An 18,826-nucleotide genomic window follows, 5' to 3' on the forward strand; every position below is an offset into this window, starting at 1 on the left:
AGCCGGGGTGGGTGCGGGTGCGGGTGCGGGTGCGGGGTGTCGTGCCGGGGCGTGCCCGGGCACCCGCCTCGGCCCGGTTTGTCGCCGAGGCGCCGGGCTCCGGGCCATCGGCTCCGGGCCGGCCCCACCTCGGTGGTGCGATCTGTCGGGGTATCTGGCGATACCGCCCCTGACCTGCGAAAACCCATTGGCAGTCGGTGTCGCGGATCCCCTAGAGTCGGCGCGCCCGCCCCGGTCGGGGCGGTGGCGTACCCGGCGTGCTCGGTCGAGCCGCCCGGCGATTCCAGGAGTTGACGATCCGATGGTGTGTGTGGCGTGCGGGACGCGTCCGGCGGGGACGGACAGCGGGCGCTGTTTCGGCTGTGCGGAGACGGCCCCCGGGTGGGCGGCCGCGCTCAGGCCGGCGAACGGCCTCGCCACGGCGCTGAACGTCCTGCTGGGCCTGGGCGCCGTGGCGGCGGTGGCGGTGGTCGTGCTGGACGTCTGGCTGGACGTGCTCGCGGGGCGGCTGCTGGACGGGAGGGACGGCGTCGATCTCGACACCTTGGCAGCCCTGGAATCCGTGACACACACGTTCAACGGGGTGGTCGTCCCCGTGGGGCTGGCCACCGTGGTGCTGTTCATCATCTGGTTCCACCGCATCCGCGGGAACGCCGACCTGCTGCTGCCGAAGGGGCACCGCCTCGGGCGCGGCTGGACCATCGGCGGCTGGTTCACCCCGGTCGTCCAGCTCTGGTTCCCCTGGCAGCTGATGGTGGACTGCTGGCGGGCCAGTGCACCGCTGGACGCCGAGGGACGGCGTCGCACGCCGTCGGAGACCGTCGTCGGGGTGTGGTGGCTGACCTGGCTGGGCTCCCTGATCCTCGGTCGCGTCGCCATGGTCAGGAGCACCCGCTTCGGCGTGCTGGACTCCATCGACCTCGAGAGCGTGCGCACGGGCCTCCGGCTGGAGGCCGCCGGCTCGGCCCTGCGACTCGTCGCCGCGATCGCCGCGATCCTGATGGTCACCCGGCTGACGGCCATGCAGCGGGAGCGCCGGGCCGACATCAACCTGCTCGCGGCCAGGGCCGCCCAGGAAGCCCGCGTCCGGGCCGTGACGGAGCCCTCGGCCTGATCGACGCCGTGCGCCACTACGGGCGGGAGATGCTCGACCACGGCTTCGCCGTCGTTGCCAGGGCCACCCGCAACGACGCGGGCGAGTACTGGGACCCGCCGCGCCCCGCCCGGCGGCGGCCTCAGCCGTGGACGTGGGGGACGGGCTTCCCGGTGACGGCGTCGGTCAACGCACGTGCGCCGAGCGGGTGGTGGAGGACGGCGGTCAGCCGGGCGATGCCGCCGTCCTCGCAGCCGATGTCCGGCCCGGAGGCGTCGCGGCGGTTCAGCATCAGGGTGACCTGGTCGGCGGATTCCTTCGCCACCAGGTCCGGCTTGTAGTCGCAGCCGCTCCACGAGGCGTCCAGCGTGATGGTGCGGTCGTCGGCCGCCACGGTGGTGTTCCGTGCGTCCGGGTCCGCCAGATCGATCCGGAACAGGAGCGAGGCGGGGTGGCGCCGGTACGGGAGCGGGGAGTCGGATCCGCTTCCGTCGCCGCCCCACGCGTAACAGGCCGCCACCCCGGCGCAGATCAGCCCGACCGCCGCGATCGAGCGCCGCTCGCCCCTGGTCAGTTCCATGTCCTGCCGTTCTCCCGCTCGTCGAGACCGCTGCCGCGCCCGGTCACCCGGCCAAGGCCTCCGCCCAGGGATGGCCCGGGTGCACGAGGTCCAGCCACCCGTGCAGGGCCTCGCGCCGCGTTCGATCCAGCGACGGCAGGACGGCGTCGAAGTCCGCCCGGTCCTTGGGCCGCATCGTCTTCGCCTTGAAGAGCAGCACCAACTCCGGTGCGAGATAGGGGATCCCGTCCGCCGTCCGTTCGACGACCGCGGCGTACGGCAACCGCAGCCGGTCGTCGCGGCGGCAGATCCACATATCGCCCCGGTGCGGCTCCCGGAAGACGTCGAGCAGGAAGCGGCCGCTCGACGGCTCCCGCACCCAGGTCTGGTGGGTGGCCGCCAGCGCCGCCGCGTCCGCCGCCGGCCAGACCCGCCCGTGGCCCGCCGCGTCTAATTCGAACTCCGGCAAGCGTTCCCGGAGTTCGGCGAAGGACGCGGCCGGCAGGGCGATCTCCAGGTCGCCGTGCGGCCGGGTCTGCCGCCCGAGGAACAGGTCCAGCGCCCAGCCCGCCGCGACGCACCAGTTCGCGCGGAGCCCGTCCAGCCGCTCCGCGACCTGCTCCGGCCGCCATGCCTCGGCCCAGCGGTCCGCCAGTTCGTCCGCACCCAGCACGAGGCCGCCGGGCGGGAGGGAATCGGTCATCGCACCAACCTACCGGGCCGGGCGCCGAGGTGCACCGTGCGCCGGAACGGACGCGGATCACAGCGGAGTTGCGGAGGAACGGCCAGAAGTCGTGGCCCGGCCCGTAGATTGTGGCCATGATCGAGAAGACGTCGCCCGAGAGGTCAGCGCGATCCACGGGGCAGCGCGGGAGGCATGCCGCGCCCAAGCGGGCCGGGGGCGGTGGGGTGGCGCGGTCGTCCGCGCTGATGGCCGTCGGGACGGTGGTGTCGCGGGGCACCGGGTTGATCCGGCAGGTGCTGCAGGGCGCGGCGTTGGGGACCGGCCTGCTGGCCACGACCTACAACCAGGCCAACACGGTGCCCACCAGCCTGTACTTCCTGCTGATCGGCGGTGCGCTGAACTCCGTGCTGGTACCGCAGTTGGTGCGGGCCCGGGCGGCGGACGCGGACGGCGGGGTCGCCTTCGAGCAGCGGCTGGTCACCCTGGTGCTGTGCGTGCTGGGCGTCGGCACCGCGCTGGCCACCTGGGCCGCGCCCGCGATCATCGGCATCTACCAGGACGACACCCCGGCCACCCACGAGGCGTTCGAACTGACCGTGGTCTTCGCGCGCTTCCTACTGCCGCAGATCTTCTTCTACGGGGTGTTCGGCATCTTCGGGCAGACCCTGAACGCCCGGAACCGGTTCGGGGCGATGATGTGGACGCCGGTGCTGAACAATCTGGTGCTGATCACGGTGTTCGGCCTCTACCTCGGCCTGCTGGCCGTCCCGGCGACGGTCGCGGAGATCACCGGCGCCCAGGTCCGGCTGCTGGGCATCGGCACCACCATCGCCCTGGCCCTCCAGGCGCTGGCCCTGGTCCCGTACGCCCGGGCGGCCGGCTTCCGGCTGCGGCCGCGGTTCGACTGGCGGGGCACCGGGCTGCGCGGCAGCGTGGGCGCAGCCCGCTGGACGCTGCTGTTCGTCCTGGCCAACCTGGTGGCCAGCACCGTGGTGACCAGGCTGGCCTCCGACGCGGACGCCGCGCTACCCGGCGACGGAGTCGGCTACACCGCCTACAGCTACGCCCAGCAGATCTGGATGCTGCCCCAGTCGGTGGTCACGGTGTCGCTGATCACCGTACTCCTCCCGCGGATGAGCCGGGCAGCGGCCGAGCACCGGATCGACGACCTGCGCGCCGACCTCTCCCGTGCGCTGCGGGTCAGCGGGGTGGTGATCGTCCCGGCGGCGTTCTTCTTCGCCGCGTTCGGCCCGCAGCTCGCCCGACTGCTGTTCGCCCACGGCGCCGCCGACGCCGCCACGACCGCCCCGCTGGGCCACATGCTGCAGGCCTTCGGGCTGGGACTGATCCCGTTCTCGGCCCAGTACCTGCTGCTGCGCGGCTGCTACGCCTTCGAGGACACCCGGACGCCGTTCCGGGCGGCGCTGTGGATCGGCGGCGTCAACATCGCACTGGCGGTGGCCTGCCACCAAGTGCTGCCCGCCCGCTGGGCGGTCACCGGCATGGCCGCCGCCTACGCCGTGTCCTACGGGGTCGGCCTGCTGCTCACGGCGGTGCGGCTGCGCCGCCGCACTGGCGGGCTCCTGGACGGCCGGCGGGTCTGCCGCACCTACGCCAAGCTGACCATGGCCGCCGCGCTGGCCGGAGCCGTCGGCTGGGTCGTCGCCCGCTCCTGCGGGAACGGCCCGCTCCCGGCCTCCTGGGCACCGGCCCTCCCGCTGCTGGCGGGCGGTGCCACGATGGCGTTGCTGTTCCTCGTCGCCGCCCGGCTGTTGCGGATCGGGGAACTGCGCAGCCTCCCGGGCCTGGGCTGAGCCCGTGGCCGAGCCCGCCCTGCGGGCTGCACCGGGTCGGATCCGCGGCCGAGCCCGTGGCCGGACCTGACCGTTCGTCGGAAAGGCGATCGCCTTTGCATGCTCATGTCGTTACAGTGCTGCGGGTCCCGAACCCCCACTCGGCAGACGGAGCGTCATGACGATCGCACGCAGGTCCATCCTCAAGGGCACGTCGGCGGCCGGGGCCGCCCTGGTCGCCGGGGGCGCCGCCGCCGGAGAGGCCGTAGCGGAGGACGGTGCGGACAGCCCGTCAGGCCCGGGTGCGAGCCCGCTGCTCCAGGCGCGGCCGCACCGGATCGGTGCGCCCGGGGTGAGCGGCCTGCACCTGCAGTTCGGCACCGACCCGGCCACCGAGATGACCGTCTCCTGGCTCACCCCGCAATCCGTGCGGCGCCCCCTGGTCCGGCTCGGCACGCTCGAGGGCGGTGCCGGGGCGGTGGTCGAGGCAGAGACCCGCACCTACCGGGACTCCCTCGGCAAGGACGAGGTGTACGTCCACCACGCCCGGCTCACCGGACTGCGCCCGGCCACCACGTACCTCTACAGCGCCGGGCACGACGGCGCGAACCCCGAGACCGGCACCTTCACCACCGCCCCGCGCGGCCGCACCCCCTTCACCTTCACCAGCTTCGGCGACCAGGCCACCCCCAACCTGCGCCGCAAGGTGGACTTCCCGGACGGCATGCCCTCCCCGCTCGGCAAGTACCCGGTGTACACCACCAGCCAGATCGGCAGCCCGCACGCCGCCGACATCGTCGCCGCCGTCGAACGCGTCGGCCCGCTGTTCAACCTGGTCAACGGCGACCTCTGCTACGCCTCCTACGGCGGCCGGCACGGCCAGAGCCGCACCGCCATCTGGGCCGACTGGTTCATCAACAACAGCCGTTCGACCCGGCTGCGCCCCTGGATGCCCTGCGCCGGGAACCACGAGAACGAGGGCGGCAACGGCCCGATCGGCGCCGCCGGCTACCAGGCCTACTTCACCCTCCCCGCCTCCGCCGCCGACCGCGACGAGGAGACCCGGGGCATGTGGTACGCCTTCACCGTCGGCTCGGTGCGCTTCCTCAGCCTCGCCAACGACGACGTCGCCATCCAGAACTCCGGCGAGACCTACCTGCGCGGCTACTCCGGCGGCGCTCAGCAGCGCTGGCTGGAGCGGGAGTTGCGCACCGCCCGGAGCGACCGGGGGATCGACTGGATCGTGGTCTGCATGCACCACCCGATGATCTCCAGCTCCAAGCACGGCTCCGGCAGCGACCTCGGCATCCGCGAGGCGTGGGGCCCGCTGTTCGACTCCTACGGGGTCGACCTGGTGGTCAGCGGCCACGAGCACTACTACGAGCGCTCCCACCCCGTCCGCGGCACCCTGCCGAACGACGCCCGCACCCCGGTGCCCACTGGCACCGACCCCCGGCTGGCCGACACCGGACGGGGCACCGTCCACATGGTCATCGGCGCCGGGGGCAACGCCGCCACCACCCAGGACGACCTGTTCGAGCGCCCCCAGGGCCGGGTGGTGATCGGCCTGGAGGACAAGCCCGCGCCGGGCGCGCCGTACCGGGAGTCGATCTGGCTCACCGAGGACGCCCCCTGGGCCGCCTACCAGGACCGCACCCACACCCACGGCTTCGCCGCCTTCGAGGTCGACCCCGGCGACCGCCGCGGCGGCACCACCACGATGCGGGTCACCTACTACACCTTCGACGGCCCGCACGGCGACCTCACCCCGGTGGACACCTTCACCCTGCACCGCCGCCGCACCGACGGGCACGGCTGAGGCGGAGAGCCGAGGGGCCGGGGGCGGGGACGGGGGCGCCCGTGGACCGGTGCTGGTGCCGGTACCGGTACCGGTGTCGTGAATTCGGGTGAACGGTCGCGGTGCGTCGGCACAGCGGCCCGCCCGCCCGGCCGCGGAGGGTTAGGACGGGGGGATGCGCCTTCTTCCCCCGAGTGCCTTCCTCGCGGTTCCGCTCGTGCTGTTCCCCGCCACCGTGCCCGCCGCCACCGTGCCCGCCACCGCCGTGCCCGTGACCGGTGGGGCGGGGCAGGCCGCCGTACGGGTGGCGCCGTCCCCGGCCGCCGGGCCCGCGGCCCCGGCCGCCGCGCCGCCCGACGACGCCCCGGAACCGCTGCCCGATTACCGGTACGCCGGGCCCGGCTTCGACGTCTGTTCGGCCCCGCCGCTGGAGGCCCTGGACGCCTGGCGCACCGCCTCCCCGTACGGCGCGCTGAACATCTACAGCAGCGGCGGGCAGCGCGGGTGCGAGCAGCCGCGGCTGACGCCGCAGTGGGTCGCCGAGGCCCGGGCGATGGGCTGGCAGCTGGTGCCGACGCACGTCGGGCTCCAGGCGCCCTGCGCCGAGCGCCAGGACAAACCGCTGCGGATCGACCCGGACCGGGCCGAGGAGCAGGGCGGACAGGAGGCCGCCGAGGCCGCGGCGGCGCTGGGAGCGCTGGGGCTGGGGCCGGGCAGTCCGGTGTACCTCGACATGGAGGCCTACCCGGTGGGGGACGCGGTCTGCAGCCGCGCGGTGGTCGACTTCACCGTCGGCTGGACCAGGGCCCTGCGGGCGGCCGGTTACCGGTCGGGCTTCTACTCCAGCATGTCCTCCGGCATCGCGGACCTCGTCGCCGCGGCCCGGGCCGGCCGCGGCCCGCTGCCGGACGCGATCTGGTTCGCCCATTGGGACGGTCGCCCGACCACCACCGGGCAGGCCGGGCTGCCCGAGGACCTGTGGGCCGGCAACCGCATCCACCAGTACCGGGGCAGCGCCGACGAGACGTACGGAGGCGTCACGCTCAGCGTCGACCCCGACCAAGTCGACGGACCGGTGGCCGGTGGGGCCTGAGTGCTGCGGGGCCTGAGTGCGGCGGTCAGCGGGATCGCGCCCGTCTACCCGGGCAGGGCGGCGTCGCCCTCGGGGCCGTCCGGTGCGGCCGCGGCGGGGGTGCGGGGCGCCGCGCCCTCCTCGACCGCGCGGCAGTTCCGGCAGGCGTTCCAGTGCGGCCGTGGCCGACCGTCGTCGGTGGAGCGCTGGGGGGCGAGCGTCATGCCGGAGGTGTCCCGGCCGCACAGGGTGAGCGGCCCGCAGATGCCGGAGGCCTCGGCGGGGGCGGCGTGCGCGAGGCGCACCGGGTTCTCCGGATCGGCGGGCTCGTGGCCGGGGCCGAGGAGCCGGACATTGGTCGGGATGTCGGGTTCGAGCACGATGACGGTGTCCATCTCATCAACCTCGCCGCAGAAGCGGTGCGTTGCACGCGCACCGGGGCATCCGGACGAGTCGGCGGCGGAGGGTGCCCAACGGCCACCGCCGCACGACCGCCGCCGCACGACCGCCGCCGGTCCCCGCGCGCTCGCACGCGGGGACCGGCGGCGGTCGTCCCGGGGATCAGCCCCGGGGACCAGCGCTGCGGATCAGCGCCGGAACAGGCCGGTGAGCACGTCCCACCAGCTGCGCCGCTGCGCGGGAACGGTCGCGGTCGCGGTCTCACCCGAAGCCGAAGCCGAAGCCGATGCCGCCACCGCTCCCGCCGCCGGAGCCGCAGCCTGGGCGGCCGCCCGCTGGGTGGCCGCCAGCGCGCGTTCGGCGAGCTCCCGTGCCTCCTCCGCCGCCCGCTGCGCCGCCCGTTCCGCCGCCCGCTCGGCCTCCGCGACCGACTCCGGGTCGGGCTCGATCTCCTGCGCCGTGAACTCCACCGGCAGCGCCGTCAGATGGCGCGAGATCCAGGCCGAGCTCCAGGTCAACTCCTCCTCGGGGACGGCCAGTCGGAGGTCGGGCAGGAGGGTGAGCAGGATGTCGATCCCGGCCTCGGCGACGTGCCGGCCGATGTCCTGCCCGGGGCACTCGTGGGGGCCGGCTCCGAAGGACAGGTGGGAGCGGTTGCCGTAGAGCGGGGTGGCGAGGTCGGGCCGGACGGTCGGGTCGACGTTGCCCGCGGCGAGGCCGAGCAGCAGGAGGTCGCCGGCCAGGATCTGCTGGCCGCCCAGCTCGGTGTCGGCGGTGGCCCAGCGCCCGGCGACCAGGGACATCGGCGGGGAGTCCCAGAGCACCTGGTCGAGCGCCTCGCCCAGGGTCATCTGGCCGCCGGACAGGTGGGCGCGGAAGCGGGGGTCGGTGAGCACCATCTTCAAGGAGTCGGCGATCAGGTTGACGGTGGTCTCGTTGGCGGCGAGCAGCACCACCCGCAGGTGCTCCATCACCTCGTCGTCGGTCAGCCCGGCCGGGTGGGCGAGCAGGCGGCTGGTCAGGTCGTCGCCGGGGGACTCGTGCTTGGCCGCGATGGTGCGGCGCAGGCTCGCCACCACGTACTCGTTGCTGGCGATGGCCGTCTCGGTGCCCTTCATCAGGTCCCGTGCGGCGTCGACGAGTTGGGGGCCGTACTCGTCGGGCATGCCGAGCAGCTTGGTCATCACCAGCATCGGCAGGTGCTCGGCGAACTGGGTGATCAGCTCGGCCCGGCCGGTGGGCCCGACCACCTGGACCAGGTCGGTGGTGAAGCGGCGGACGTGGCGGCGGATGCCGCGCCGGTCGAAGCCGTTCAGGCCGTCCAGCAGGGCGTTGCGCAGCCGGCGGTGCTCCTCGCCGTCGGCGAAGACGCAGATCGGCTGCCAGGCGACCACCGGCAGCAGCGGGGAGTCGGGCGGGACCTCGTCGTTGCGGAAGGCGCTCCACAGCCGGGAGTCGCGGGAGAACAGCGACGGGGTGCGCATCGCGGTGATGTTGGCGGCGTGGCCGAGGATCAGCCAGGCCCGCTGGTCGCCGTGCAGCAGCACCGGGGCGACGTCGCCGTGCTCGGCGCGCAGCTTCTCGTACAGGCCCGCCGGGTCGGCCTCGGCCTCGGGGCCGTACAGCCGGCGCAGTCCGCCGGGGCCGGTCGGTTCGACGGCGTGCCCGTGGGCGGGGCAGCCGGGCGGCGGGACGGGGGCGGCTTCGTCGTCGGGGAACGGGGTGGTCAACTGGGTCTCCGGGTCACGAGGTTCGGAAGCGGTACGACGGGGGTGGGGGCCACGGGAGCGCCTCAGCCCGCGGGCGGTGCGGCCAGCTCGTACAGGTAGTGCATCAGCGTCATCAGGGTGTCCCGGCTGGACTGCCGGCTGCGCGCGTCGCAGGCGACGATCGGCACCTCGGCCGGCAGGTCGAGCGCCTGGCGGAGCTCGTCGAGCGCGTAACTGGGCGCCTCGGGGAAGCCGTTGACGGCCACCACGAAGGGCACGCCGCGGTCCTCCAGGCGGCCGATCACCTCGAAGCTGACCTCCAGCCGCCGGGTGTCGACCAGGACGACGGCGCCCAGGGCGCCCTCGAACAGGCCGTTCCAGAGGAACCAGAACCGCTCCTGCCCGGGGGTGCCGAAGACGTACAGCACGAGCTTGTCGCTGATGCTGATCCGGCCGAAGTCCATGGCCACCGTGGTGGAGGTCTTGCGTTCGACCCCGGTCGGGTCGTCCACGCCGACCCCGGCCTGGGTCATGGTCTCCTCGGTGGTCAGCGGACGGATCTCGCTGACCGCGCCGACCAGGGTGGTCTTGCCGACGCCGAAGCCGCCGACGATCACCACCTTGACCGCCGTGGTGACGGTGTCGGGCAGCAGGTCCGCGCTCGCCGGGCCGACGACCGTGTCAGAGCCGCTGAAGTCCATGGATCACTGCCTCCAACAGGGCACGGTCGGGGAGTTCCGCCGCGGGCACGGCGGAGCGGGCCTCGATCCGCCCGTCGTCGAGGAGGTCCGCCAGCAGGACGGTGACCACGCTCGTGGGCAGTTCGAGGTAGGCGGAGACCTCCGCCACCGAGAGCGGCGAGCGGCACAGCCGCAGGATCGCCGCGTGCTCGGGCTGCATGGCGGGGGTGGGCTCCGCGAGGGAGACGATCAGGGTGACCAGGTCGAAGACGCCCGGCCCGGAGGGGCCGCTGCGGCCGCGGGTGATCACGTACAGGCGATCGGGCTCGGGTCCGTCCCAGCCGCCCTGGTCGGCGGTCATGTCACTGCCTCACTGTGCTCGTTCACGTGCCCGCCCGGGCGCCGGGGGCGCTGGTCGGGGCCGCTGCCGGGGTCGTGGTGCGGGCGGCGGTGCGGGTCGGGATGCGGGCCGCGGTGCGGCGGCTCACGCGACCGCCTCCGGGTTGCGCGGCGGGGTGGAGAGGTGCTCGCCGATCCGGTCGACCAGGTCGCGCATCTGGTGGCTGACCAGCCCGGCGTCCACGCCCTCGTCGGCGAGCACCGCGAGGTAGGCGCGGTCGCCGGCCGACATCAGGTAGAAGTAGCCGCCGTCCACCTCGATGACGACCAGCTTCATCGCGCCGTTGCCGTGCGGGAACTCGTGCCCGACGGCGGCGGCGAGGCTCTGCAGTCCGGCGCAGGCGGCGGCCAGCCGGTCGGCGGTGTCCGGGTCGGCGCCGTACTGGGCGATCCGCAGGCCGTCGGCGGAGAGCACGATGACGTGGCGCACGTACGGGACGCTGTGTGCGAGGTCGTTGAGGATCCAGTCCATGTTGCTGCGGTGCGGAATCACTGCTCGCCTTTCGCTGCCGTCTCTTCGGTACCGGTCTGTCCGGCGCGGTGCTGCGGGGTGGTGCCCGGGGCGTTGCCCGGGGTGGCGTCCTTGGTGCCGCCGGTGCCCTTGTAGCCCTCCATGAAGGCCTCCAGCCACAGGCCGGGCTCCTTCTTGGGGCGGGGCGCCTGGGCGGCGGGTCCGGCGGCCGGACCGGCGGCGGGCCCGGCGGTGGGGCCGTTGGGCTGGGCGGTGCCGCGCGGGGGCGTGGCGAAGGCGGCCCGGCCGGTGGGGCGGCTGCGGCGGCGCTGGGGCAGGCCGTTGGCGGTGCGCTCGGTGACGATCACCTCGTCGTCCCCGGCCGCGGCGGGGGGCGGTCCCCAGGGGGTGGTGGCGCCGAAGGACGGCCCGATGCCGGCGGACCGCGCCGGTTCGGCGGCGGTGCCCAGGACCGGGTGCCCCGGCCCGCCGGCGGACGATCCGGCACCGGGCGACCCGGCACCGGCCGGGGCGGTCCGGGCGCCCCAGGTCCGGGCGGGGGCCGCGTGCCGGGGCGGGTTGGCCGGGAGCGGCCGCGGCCCGGAGAAGGCGCCGATGCCGTGCGCCCGCCCGGTCGGGGGAGCGGTGGTGAGCAGCTCCTGCGGCACCACCAGCACCGCGCGCACGCCGCCGTACGCGGAGCGGCGCAGCGACACCTGGAAGCCGTACGCCTGGCAGAGCCGCCCGAGGATGGCGAAGCCCAGCCGGGGGGACTCGGTGAGGTCGTCGAAGTCCTTGGACACCATGGCCTCGCGCATCGAGCGCTCGGCCCGGGCGCGGGCCTCGTCGGTGAGTCCGAGGCCGCCGTCCTCGACCTCGATCGCTATCCCGCTCTGCACCTCGGAGGCGCTCAGGTGGACGTGGGTGTGCGGCGGGGAGTAGCGGGTGGCGTTGTCGAGCAGTTCGGCCACGGCGTGGATCAGGGGTTCGACGGCCGGTCCGGTGACCGAGATCTGGGTGACCGGGTGGAGGTCGACCCGCTGGTACTCGAGGATCCGGGACATCCCGCCGCGCAGCACGCTGTAGAGGGCGATCGGCCGGGTCCACTGGCGGCCGGGCCGGGCGCCGGAGAGCACGGCGATGGAGTCGGCGAGCCGGCCGACCAGGGCGTTGCCGTGGTCGAGGCGCAGCAGGTCGTCGAAGACCGCCGGGTCGTTGCCGTGCCGGTCCTCCATCTCCCGCAGATCCTTGGCCTGGCGGTGGATGATCGCCTGGACCCGGCGGGCCAGGTTGACGAAGGCGCGCTCGGCGGAGTCGCGCCGGCTGACCTCGTCGTCGACGGCCTGGGCGATGCCGCGCACCACCTGCTCCAGCGAGGCGCGGAACTTCCGTGACAGCAGCGGGTTGGGGCGCTGGAAGGGCTGGAGCAGCACGTCGATGGAGGAGCCGTACCGGGCGCCGCCGACGAGCCGGCGCAGTTCGCCGGCGGCCATCCGCTCGATCTCGTCCTCCTGCCCGGCCAGCTTGCGGTGCAACTCCTCGACGCGCCGGGTGTGTTCGTCCCGCAGCTCGGCGAGGGCCCGCCCGCGGCGGGCGGACTCGGCGGCCACCACGGCGACCAGCACGGTGGCCGTCGCCCCGCACCACAGCACCTGGGCCCGGGCTCCGGCCGACACCACCACCGCGGCGACCGCGACCGCCGCAGCCATCACGGCGGTGGGCAGTATCCAGCCGAGCAGGGGCGCGGGGCGCCGTCTGGTGGGTGACGTACCAGCTCGAAGCATTCGGCATCCTCAAACGATCGGAACAGAAGTCGGAACAGTGGGGAACGAACGGGGTCGGGCGACGACCGGCTCCGGAGGCGTGGTGCTGCAGCATAGCCAAGTTCAGGACAATCCTGACCGAAACTCAAAAATACTGTCCGTCAACCGACTTGTGACAACTTGCCGGACATGACCGACATCTCGCACACCTGTCGCAGTCCGGTCGGCCACCGCCCGTCACCAGGCTTCTCGCCCGGCCGCCCGCGCACCGGCAACCCGGCCGGGATTCGCCCATGTGAAGGGTTTCCAGCCCAAGTCGCCACGATCAGCGGTGAGTTCGTGCTAGGCCCGGCTCGCGGGGGTCGGTGATCACTCCTCCGGGGGACGCCCCGGCGTGGCGCAACAACTGTTGCCCGCGCCAGCAATGACTGTTGACGACCCCGGCAACCCGCCCCTACAGTGCGGGGCCATGGACGACATCGACCCCGGACGGCGGGTGGCGGCCCAGGTGGCCGCAGGTGGCGGGCTGGACGGCCTGCACCGGCTCTCGGAGACGATCGGGGCACTGGAGGAACGGCGCACGGACCTGGTCGAGGAGCTGCGGCGCGGCCGGCAGGCGACCTGGGAGGAGATCGGCCGGGCCTGCGGGATGACCCGCCAGGGCGCCACCCGCCGCTGGGCCGGCCGGCTGCGCGCCCGCTCCTTCGGCCTCGCGGCCACCGCCTACCAGCACGGCCGGCCCGGCTACCCGCAGGCCCTGATCGGCTCCGCGGTGCCCCGCGAGGCCCGGCGGGTGCTCGACCTGGGCGCCGGCACCGGCAAGCTGACCCGGATGCTGGTCGAGGCCGGGCTGGACGTGGTCGCGGTCGAACCCGACCCCCAGATGCGCGACCGGCTCGCCGCCGCCGTGCCGAAGGCCGCCGTACGGGCCGGCTCGGCCGAACGCATCCCGCTGCCCGACGCCAGCGTGGACGCGGTCGTGGTCGCCCAGGCCTGGCACTGGTTCGACCGGGCCGCGGCCGTCCCGGAGATCGCCCGGGTGCTCGCCCCCGGCGGGACCCTCGCCCTGATCTGGAACGTCCGGGACGAGACCGAGCCGTGGGCCGCCGAACTCGGCGCCCTGATGCACCGCGCGGACCGTCAGCGGCTCGACACCGCACCGGACCTGCCGGCCCCCTTCGGCACCCCCGAGCGGCTGGAGATCCGCTGGGAGCACCCCACCACCCCGGCCGGCGTGCTCGACATGGTCGCCTCCCGCAGCTACGTCATCGCCCTGCCCGAGGCCGACCGCGCCCGGCTGCTGGCCGAGGTCGAGCAGCTGCTCGCCACCCACCCCGAACTGGCCGGCCGGGACGAGATCGCCGTGCCGTACCTGACCAGGTGCACCCGTGTCCGCCTCGGCTGAGCCCGGGGCCGGGAGCACGGCCGAACCCGTGGCCGGAAACGTGGCCGCGCACCCGCCCGTCACCGTCCGCCGCCTCGGCGTCGCGGACGCCGAACCGTACCGGGCCCTCCGGCTCACCGCCCTGCGCGAGACGCCCACCGCCTTCACCTCCTCCCACGCCGAGGAGCGGGACCGGCCGATCGCCGCCACCCTCGCCCGCCTCGCCGACGCCGAGCGGGGCCCGGGCGCCCTGCTCGGCGCCTTCGACCCGGACGGCACCCTGCGCGGCACCGCCGGACTGCGGGTCGGACGGCGCGGCCAGGAACGCCACAAGGCCACCCTGTACGGCATGGCGGTGGCTCGGCCGGCCGGCGGGCGCGGCATCGGCCGGGCGCTGGTCGACGGGGTGCTCGCGGTGGCCGCCGAGGACGGGCTGCTGCGGCAGGTGCTGCTCACCGTCTCGGAGGGCAACGAACCGGCGCTGCGGCTCTACACCGCCTGCGGCTTCCGGGTGTGGGGCCGGGAGCCCGCCGCCGTACTGGTGGACGGGCGGCCGGTCGCCAAGCTGCACATGATCCGACCGCTCGAGGCGGTGCCGGACGGTGACCGCCCGCTCGGGGCGGCGAGGGACGGCGGCCGACCGCGCCCGGCGGCGAGCGGCTGACCGGCGGGGGCTGACAAATGTCACGGTCCGGCGGTGTGGCAGCACACTGCCGACCAGCCCTGGCCGGCGGCCACGATGAAGCCATGACCACCACCGACCTGCACCACCCCGACACCCGTCGGGCCTTCCGCACCGTACGGCACTTCGTGCTCGTCTACCTCGGCCTCAGCGCGCTCACCATGCTGGCCGCCCTCGCGCTGCGCTCCCGCACCGACCTGATCACCCCGGCCGTGTGGGTGCGCGGCACCATCGTCCTGATCGGCGCCGCCGTCACCCTGCTGCTCACCGTCCGGGCGGCCCGCGGCTCCCGCGGCGCCTTCCGGCGGCTGCGGATCATCTCCGGCGTCATGCTGGTCGCGATTGCTGCGATCATCGCGGTGCCGGGCGTCTTCCCGGTCTGGATGAAGATCGAACAGGGCCTGTGCGGCCTCGCCCTCGCCGGGGTGGCCATGACGCTCAACGGACGGCAGCTGCGCACGCTGTTCGCCCGGCCCTGAGGAAGGGACGCAAGGGTGACCGACCGGGTGACCGCCGCAATGACCGCCGCAATGACCGACGGGGCGACGGGCGGGGCGACCGACCTCGACCGGGAGGGCGCGCCGGCCCCCGCCCACCGCTGGGCGGGCGGCCTGCGGCGGATACTGCTGGGCGCCGGGATGCTGGTCTTCCCGGCGCTGACCGCGGTGGCCGTCAGCGGCAACGTCAGCGGGGCGGCGGCGGTCGCCGGGTACGCCGTCGTGGTCGCGTTCAGCCTCTGCTACGTGCTGCTCGCGCTCATCACCGGGCGCCCCGCCGGGGCGCAGCGGACGCGGTGGATCAGGGTGCTGCTGGCCGCGATGACCGCGCTGTTCCTGGCCGCGCTGCCCTCCGCCCACGCGGACGCCTTCTTCCTGGCCACCGTGGTCGTCTCCGCGGTCGCCGTGCTGTGGCACAAGCACACCGTCCCCGTGGTGGTCGGCGGCACCCTCGCCGCGCTGCTGCTGCCCTGGGCGGTGCCCGCCTGGCACACCGGGCCCGGCGGATTCCAGGCGCTCGCCCTGCTGTTCACCTCGCTGACCTGCGGCGCCTTCACCGAGATCGCGGCCACCAACCAAGCGCTGGTGGCCGCCCGGGCCGAGGTCGCCCGGCTCGCCTCCGAGGCGGAACGCAACCGGATCGCCCGGGACCTGCACGACCTGCTCGGCCACTCGCTCACCGCGATCACCGTCAAGTCCCGGCTGGCCCAACGGCTGGCGGTCAAGGACGTGGACCGGGCGGTGGCGGAGATGACCGCCGTGGAGACGCTCTCCCGCCAGGCCCTGGCCGACGTGCGGGCCGCCGTCTCCGGCTACCGCGAGGTCACCGTGGCGGGCGAACTCGCCCGCGGCCGCGAACTGCTGCGCGCCGCCGGGGTGGTGGCCGACCTGCCCTCGGCGGCCGACGCGGTCGGGCCGGACCAGCGCGAACTCTTCGGCTGGGTGCTGAGGGAGGGCCTCACCAACGTCGTCCGGCACGCCCGCGCCGCCCGCTGCTCGGTGCTGCTGACCGCCACCTCGGTGGAGATCCGCGACGACGGCCGGGGCGGGGCGGACGGCCCCGGCGCCGGGCTGGTCGGCAGCGGCAAGGGACTGACCGGGCTGCGCGAACGCGTCGCCGCGGCGGGCGGTACGGTCGAGGCCGGCCCGCTCGACCCGCACGGGTGGCGCCTGCTGGTCACCGTCCGGCCGCCCGACACCCGCTCCGAAGGGACGTCATGACGATCCGCCTGCTGCTCGCCGAGGACCAGGAGCTGGTCCGCACCGCGCTGCGCGCCCTGCTGGACCTGGAGGACGACTTCGAGGTGGTCGCCGCCGTCGGACGCGGTGACCAGGTCGTCGAGGCCGCCCGCGAGCACCGGCCGGACGTCGCCCTGCTGGACATCGAGATGCCCGGACTGGACGGCCTGGCGGCGGCCGCCGTGCTCGCCCAGGAGGTGCCCGGTTGCCGGGTGGTCATCCTCACCACCTTCGGCCGGGCCGGCTACCTGCGCCGGGCGATGGAGGCGGGCGCGCTCGGCTTCGTGGTGAAGGACGCCCCGGCGGAGGTGCTGGCCGACGCCGTGCGCCGGGTCGCGGTGGGCGAGCGGGTGGTCGACCCGGAACTCGCCGCCGCCACCCTCGCGGCCGGCACCTCCCCGCTCACCGCCCGCGAACGCGACGTCCTCAACGCCACCCGCTCCGGCGCCGGAGTCGCCGAGATCGCCGGGAAGCTCTACCTCTCCGAGGGGACCGTCCGGAACTACTTCTCCTCGGCCATCGCCAAGACCGGCACCCGCAACCGCACCGAGGCCCTGCGCACCGCCGACGAACGCGGCTGGCTGTAGCCGTTCACCCGGCAGGCTCCGGCGCCGGTGGCAGCCGGAAGCCGACCTCGGCGCCGCCGGAGGGGGCGGCGGCGGCGAACACCGAACCGTGGTCGGCGGCGACCAGGTCGTGCACGATGGCCAGGCCCAGCCCCGAGCCCGGGGTGGACTGGGTGCCGGCCGCGCGGTAGAAGCGCTCGAACACGGCCTGCCGGTCGCCCGGGGCGATGCCCGGACCCTGGTCGCGCACGGCCAGCCGGCTGCCGGTGACACGGATCTCCACCGGGGTGCCGTCCGGGCTGAACTTGACGGCGTTGCCGACCAGGTTGTCCACGCAGCGCTGGAGCGCGCGCGGGCGGGCCAGCACCGGCACCGGCCCGTCCGCCGTGACGGCGATCTCCCGGCCGGTGCGGCGGCGGAAGCGGCGGGCGCTGTCCTCGGCGGCGGCCGGCAGGTCGACCGGCTCCGGGTCCTCCGCGGTCCACTGGTCGGTGGCCAACTCGACGAGCTCGCGCACGAGTTCGTCCAGCGCGACGGTCTCGGTGACCAGCGTGCCGAGGATCTGCTCCTCGTCCTCGGGGGCGAGCCGGCCGCGGGCCCGCTGGAGGAGCTCGGCGCAGCCGCGCACCGAGGTCAGCGGGGTGCGCAGCTCGTGGCTGGCGTCCTGCACCAGGCGCTGCTGCTGCTCCCGGGAGCGGCGCAGCGCGCCCACCATCGCGTCGAAGGCCCGGGTGAGGCGGCCGACCTCGTCGCGCCCGGCGGCGGGCAGCGGGGTGGTCAGGTCGCGGGTGGTGGTGATGTGTTCGGCGGCGTGGGCCAGCCGCCGCACCGGGCGCAGGAGGCGGCCCAGCACGAGCCAGCTGAGCAGCGCCGAGCAGACCGCGGCGGCGACACTGGTCCAGGTGATCCGGAGCAGGAAGGCCTCGTCGACGGCCGTCACCCCGGCGTAGGTCTGGCCGACCGTCACCGCGCCCCGCCCGTCGGAACGGGCCTTGGTGAGCAGGCCGTACGGGGTGCCGTCGATCTCGATGTCCTCCTGGTGGGAGCCCTGCCCGGTGCGGGCCACCTCGCGGGCCCGGTCGGAGACCGGCAGCGCCGCCGCGCCCGGGGTGAGCGGGCGGGCGGTGCCGTCGGGGGCCAGCAGCTGTTCGACGGTGTCGGGCCGGGTGATCGGGACGCGGTCGAGGTCCACGGCGGCGAGCACGGTGTCGGCCCGGTCCGCCAGGCTCCGGTCGAGCTGGTCGGCGACCAGGGTGGTGACGCCGCGGTAGGCGGCGACGACCGGCACGGCGATCGCGAGCAGGACGGAGGCGAGGACGACCAGGCCGATCCTGGCGCGCAGCATCAGGCGGTCCGGGCGGTGTAGCCGACGTTGCGCACGGTGTGGATCAGCCGGGGTGCGCCGTGTTCCTCGGTCTTGCGGCGCAGGTAGCCGACGTAGACGTCGAGCGAGCGCGAGTCGGTGTCGAAGTCGTAGCCCCAGATCCGCTCGTAGATCTGCTGCCTGGTCAGCACGGTGCCCTGGTTGCGCAGCAGCAGTTCCAGCAGGTCGAACTCGGTCTTGGTGAGGTCGAGCGGACGGCCGCCGCGGTGGGCCCGGCGGGCGGCCGGGTCCAGGGCGAGGTCGTCCAGGCCGAGGTCGGCGCTCTCGGCGCCGATCGGCTCGGTGCGGCGCAGCAGGGCGCGTATCCGGGCCAGCAGTTCCTCGGTGGCGAAGGGCTTGGCGAGGTAGTCGTCGGCGCCCGCGTCCAGCCCGGCGACGCGGTCGCCGAGCTGGTGGCGGGCGGTGAGGACCAGGACGGGCAGCCGGTCGCCGCGCCGGCGCAGCATCCGGCACAGGGCGAGGCCGTCGAGCCGGGGCATGACCACGTCCACCACCGCGAGGTCGGGGCGCCGGTGTTCCAGGAGCTCCAGGGCCTCCTGGCCGTCGGCAGTGGTGAGCACCCGGTAGCCCTCGAAGCGGAGCAGGTGGTCGAGGGTGTTGCGGACGCCGGGGTCGTCCTCGACGACCAGGACGGTGCGCCGGGCGGCGGTGGGATCTGTCATGGCGTCATCTT

At 74.7% G+C, this 18,826-nt stretch carries 19 protein-coding genes; 9 read left to right on the forward strand and 10 right to left on the reverse strand.

The features are described 5' to 3' along the window. Positions 1 to 301 precede the first annotated feature (301 nt). Positions 302 to 1,114 carry a DUF4328 domain-containing protein gene (locus ACZ58X_RS11270; RefSeq protein ID WP_470333416.1) on the forward strand — a complete coding sequence of 271 codons (813 nt, stop codon included), beginning with the start codon at positions 302 to 304 and terminating at the stop codon, positions 1,112 to 1,114. 121 nt (positions 1,115 to 1,235) lie between these two features. Here the strand turns inward: ACZ58X_RS11270 and ACZ58X_RS11275 are convergent, their stop codons facing one another. Beyond that, a complete protein-coding gene (locus ACZ58X_RS11275; protein ID WP_470333417.1) occupies positions 1,236 to 1,673 on the reverse strand; it encodes a hypothetical protein in 438 nt (145 codons plus the stop codon). A 43-nt stretch (positions 1,674 to 1,716) separates the two neighbouring features. Then, positions 1,717 to 2,355 (reverse strand): nucleotidyltransferase domain-containing protein, encoded by a 639-nt coding sequence (locus ACZ58X_RS11280; RefSeq protein ID WP_470333418.1) that lies wholly within the window; start codon positions 2,353 to 2,355, stop codon positions 1,717 to 1,719. 116 nt (positions 2,356 to 2,471) lie between these two features. Here ACZ58X_RS11280 and murJ point away from each other — a divergent pair, with 116 nt between their 5' ends. The 3 genes from murJ (at position 2,472) to ACZ58X_RS11295 (ending at position 7,021) form a co-directional block, all read left to right on the forward strand. Then, entirely contained in the window at positions 2,472 to 4,151 is a 1,680-nt protein-coding gene (gene murJ, locus ACZ58X_RS11285) for a murein biosynthesis integral membrane protein MurJ (protein WP_470333419.1), read from the forward strand. Positions 4,152 to 4,308: 157 nt separating this feature from the next. Then, entirely contained in the window at positions 4,309 to 5,949 is a 1,641-nt protein-coding gene (locus ACZ58X_RS11290; RefSeq protein ID WP_470333420.1) for a purple acid phosphatase family protein, read from the forward strand. 154 nt (positions 5,950 to 6,103) lie between these two features. Beyond that, a complete protein-coding gene (locus tag ACZ58X_RS11295; protein ID WP_470333421.1) occupies positions 6,104 to 7,021 on the forward strand; it encodes a DUF1906 domain-containing protein in 918 nt (305 codons plus the stop codon). 44 nt (positions 7,022 to 7,065) lie between these two features. Here the strand turns inward: ACZ58X_RS11295 and ACZ58X_RS11300 are convergent, their stop codons facing one another. The 6 genes from ACZ58X_RS11300 to ACZ58X_RS11325 form a co-directional block, all read right to left on the reverse strand. Further along, entirely contained in the window at positions 7,066 to 7,395 is a 330-nt protein-coding gene (locus ACZ58X_RS11300; protein ID WP_470333422.1) for a hypothetical protein, read from the reverse strand. Between the two features lie 192 nt (positions 7,396 to 7,587). After that, positions 7,588 to 9,129, reverse strand: coding sequence for a cytochrome P450 family protein (locus tag ACZ58X_RS11305; RefSeq protein WP_470333423.1), 1,542 nt, complete (start codon positions 9,127 to 9,129; stop codon positions 7,588 to 7,590). 62 nt (positions 9,130 to 9,191) lie between these two features. Then, a complete protein-coding gene (locus tag ACZ58X_RS11310) occupies positions 9,192 to 9,809 on the reverse strand; it encodes a GTP-binding protein (RefSeq protein WP_380527076.1) in 618 nt (205 codons plus the stop codon). Next, on the reverse strand, positions 9,790 to 10,149 hold the full coding sequence (locus tag ACZ58X_RS11315) for a DUF742 domain-containing protein (RefSeq protein WP_350510307.1): 360 nt from the start codon (positions 10,147 to 10,149) through the stop codon (positions 9,790 to 9,792). Before ACZ58X_RS11315 ends, ACZ58X_RS11310 begins: the two co-directional genes overlap by 20 nt. Positions 10,150 to 10,272: 123 nt before the next feature. Next, positions 10,273 to 10,659 (reverse strand): roadblock/LC7 domain-containing protein, encoded by a 387-nt coding sequence (locus ACZ58X_RS11320; protein WP_188307139.1) that lies wholly within the window; start codon positions 10,657 to 10,659, stop codon positions 10,273 to 10,275. Positions 10,660 to 10,676: 17 nt separating this feature from the next. After that, positions 10,677 to 12,422, reverse strand: a complete 1,746-nt coding sequence (locus ACZ58X_RS11325; protein ID WP_470333424.1) for a sensor histidine kinase — start codon at positions 12,420 to 12,422, stop codon at positions 10,677 to 10,679. A 448-nt stretch (positions 12,423 to 12,870) separates the two neighbouring features. Between ACZ58X_RS11325 and ACZ58X_RS11330 the strand changes: the two genes are divergently transcribed. The 5 genes from ACZ58X_RS11330 (at position 12,871) to ACZ58X_RS11350 (ending at position 16,790) form a co-directional block, all read left to right on the forward strand. Beyond that, positions 12,871 to 13,806, forward strand: a complete 936-nt coding sequence (locus ACZ58X_RS11330; RefSeq protein WP_470333425.1) for a class I SAM-dependent methyltransferase — start codon at positions 12,871 to 12,873, stop codon at positions 13,804 to 13,806. Beyond that, positions 13,790 to 14,449: a GNAT family N-acetyltransferase gene (locus tag ACZ58X_RS11335; protein WP_470333426.1), complete on the forward strand. Its 660-nt coding sequence runs from the start codon at positions 13,790 to 13,792 to the stop codon at positions 14,447 to 14,449. Before ACZ58X_RS11330 ends, ACZ58X_RS11335 begins: the two co-directional genes overlap by 17 nt. An 83-nt stretch (positions 14,450 to 14,532) precedes the next feature. Continuing rightward, entirely contained in the window at positions 14,533 to 14,946 is a 414-nt protein-coding gene (locus ACZ58X_RS11340) for a hypothetical protein (RefSeq protein WP_470333427.1), read from the forward strand. A gap of 39 nt (positions 14,947 to 14,985) precedes the next feature. Further along, a complete protein-coding gene (locus ACZ58X_RS11345) occupies positions 14,986 to 16,185 on the forward strand; it encodes a sensor histidine kinase (RefSeq protein ID WP_470333428.1) in 1,200 nt (399 codons plus the stop codon). Beyond that, positions 16,182 to 16,790 (forward strand): response regulator, encoded by a 609-nt coding sequence (locus ACZ58X_RS11350; protein WP_380408233.1) that lies wholly within the window; start codon positions 16,182 to 16,184, stop codon positions 16,788 to 16,790. Before ACZ58X_RS11345 ends, ACZ58X_RS11350 begins: the two co-directional genes overlap by 4 nt. Before the next feature lie 4 nt (positions 16,791 to 16,794). Here the strand turns inward: ACZ58X_RS11350 and ACZ58X_RS11355 are convergent, their stop codons facing one another. Both ACZ58X_RS11355 and ACZ58X_RS11360 read right to left on the reverse strand, forming a co-directional pair. Further along, entirely contained in the window at positions 16,795 to 18,114 is a 1,320-nt protein-coding gene (locus ACZ58X_RS11355; RefSeq protein WP_470333429.1) for a sensor histidine kinase, read from the reverse strand. Next, positions 18,114 to 18,815 (reverse strand): response regulator transcription factor, encoded by a 702-nt coding sequence (locus ACZ58X_RS11360; RefSeq protein WP_470333430.1) that lies wholly within the window; start codon positions 18,813 to 18,815, stop codon positions 18,114 to 18,116. The genes ACZ58X_RS11355 and ACZ58X_RS11360 overlap by 1 nt, the downstream gene beginning before the upstream one ends. Between the last annotated feature and the right edge of the window lie 11 nt (positions 18,816 to 18,826).

The organism is Kitasatospora sp. NPDC040550 (assembly GCF_055594965.1).

Excerpts from the sequence above, each read along its gene's own strand:
- ACZ58X_RS11290 (WP_470333420.1), top strand. The coding sequence starts at position 4,309 with ATGACGATCGCACGCAGGTCCATCCTCAAGGGCACGTCGGCGGCCGGG.
- ACZ58X_RS11275 (WP_470333417.1), bottom strand. The coding sequence starts at position 1,673 with ATGGAACTGACCAGGGGCGAGCGGCGCTCGATCGCGGCGGTCGGGCTG.
- ACZ58X_RS11280 (WP_470333418.1), bottom strand. The coding sequence starts at position 2,355 with ATGACCGATTCCCTCCCGCCCGGCGGCCTCGTGCTGGGTGCGGACGAA.
- ACZ58X_RS11295 (WP_470333421.1), top strand. The coding sequence starts at position 6,104 with ATGCGCCTTCTTCCCCCGAGTGCCTTCCTCGCGGTTCCGCTCGTGCTG.
- ACZ58X_RS11300 (WP_470333422.1), bottom strand. The coding sequence starts at position 7,395 with ATGGACACCGTCATCGTGCTCGAACCCGACATCCCGACCAATGTCCGG.
- ACZ58X_RS11345 (WP_470333428.1), top strand. The coding sequence starts at position 14,986 with ATGACCGCCGCAATGACCGACGGGGCGACGGGCGGGGCGACCGACCTC.
- ACZ58X_RS11320 (WP_188307139.1), bottom strand. The coding sequence starts at position 10,659 with ATGGACTGGATCCTCAACGACCTCGCACACAGCGTCCCGTACGTGCGC.
- ACZ58X_RS11315 (WP_350510307.1), bottom strand. The coding sequence starts at position 10,149 with ATGACCGCCGACCAGGGCGGCTGGGACGGACCCGAGCCCGATCGCCTG.
- ACZ58X_RS11340 (WP_470333427.1), top strand. The coding sequence starts at position 14,533 with ATGACCACCACCGACCTGCACCACCCCGACACCCGTCGGGCCTTCCGC.
- murJ (WP_470333419.1), top strand. The coding sequence starts at position 2,472 with ATGATCGAGAAGACGTCGCCCGAGAGGTCAGCGCGATCCACGGGGCAG.
- ACZ58X_RS11270 (WP_470333416.1), top strand. The coding sequence starts at position 302 with ATGGTGTGTGTGGCGTGCGGGACGCGTCCGGCGGGGACGGACAGCGGG.
- ACZ58X_RS11330 (WP_470333425.1), top strand. The coding sequence starts at position 12,871 with ATGGACGACATCGACCCCGGACGGCGGGTGGCGGCCCAGGTGGCCGCA.
- ACZ58X_RS11360 (WP_470333430.1), bottom strand. The coding sequence starts at position 18,815 with ATGACAGATCCCACCGCCGCCCGGCGCACCGTCCTGGTCGTCGAGGAC.
- ACZ58X_RS11355 (WP_470333429.1), bottom strand. The coding sequence starts at position 18,114 with ATGCTGCGCGCCAGGATCGGCCTGGTCGTCCTCGCCTCCGTCCTGCTC.
- ACZ58X_RS11350 (WP_380408233.1), top strand. The coding sequence starts at position 16,182 with ATGACGATCCGCCTGCTGCTCGCCGAGGACCAGGAGCTGGTCCGCACC.
- ACZ58X_RS11310 (WP_380527076.1), bottom strand. The coding sequence starts at position 9,809 with ATGGACTTCAGCGGCTCTGACACGGTCGTCGGCCCGGCGAGCGCGGAC.
- ACZ58X_RS11325 (WP_470333424.1), bottom strand. The coding sequence starts at position 12,422 with ATGCTTCGAGCTGGTACGTCACCCACCAGACGGCGCCCCGCGCCCCTG.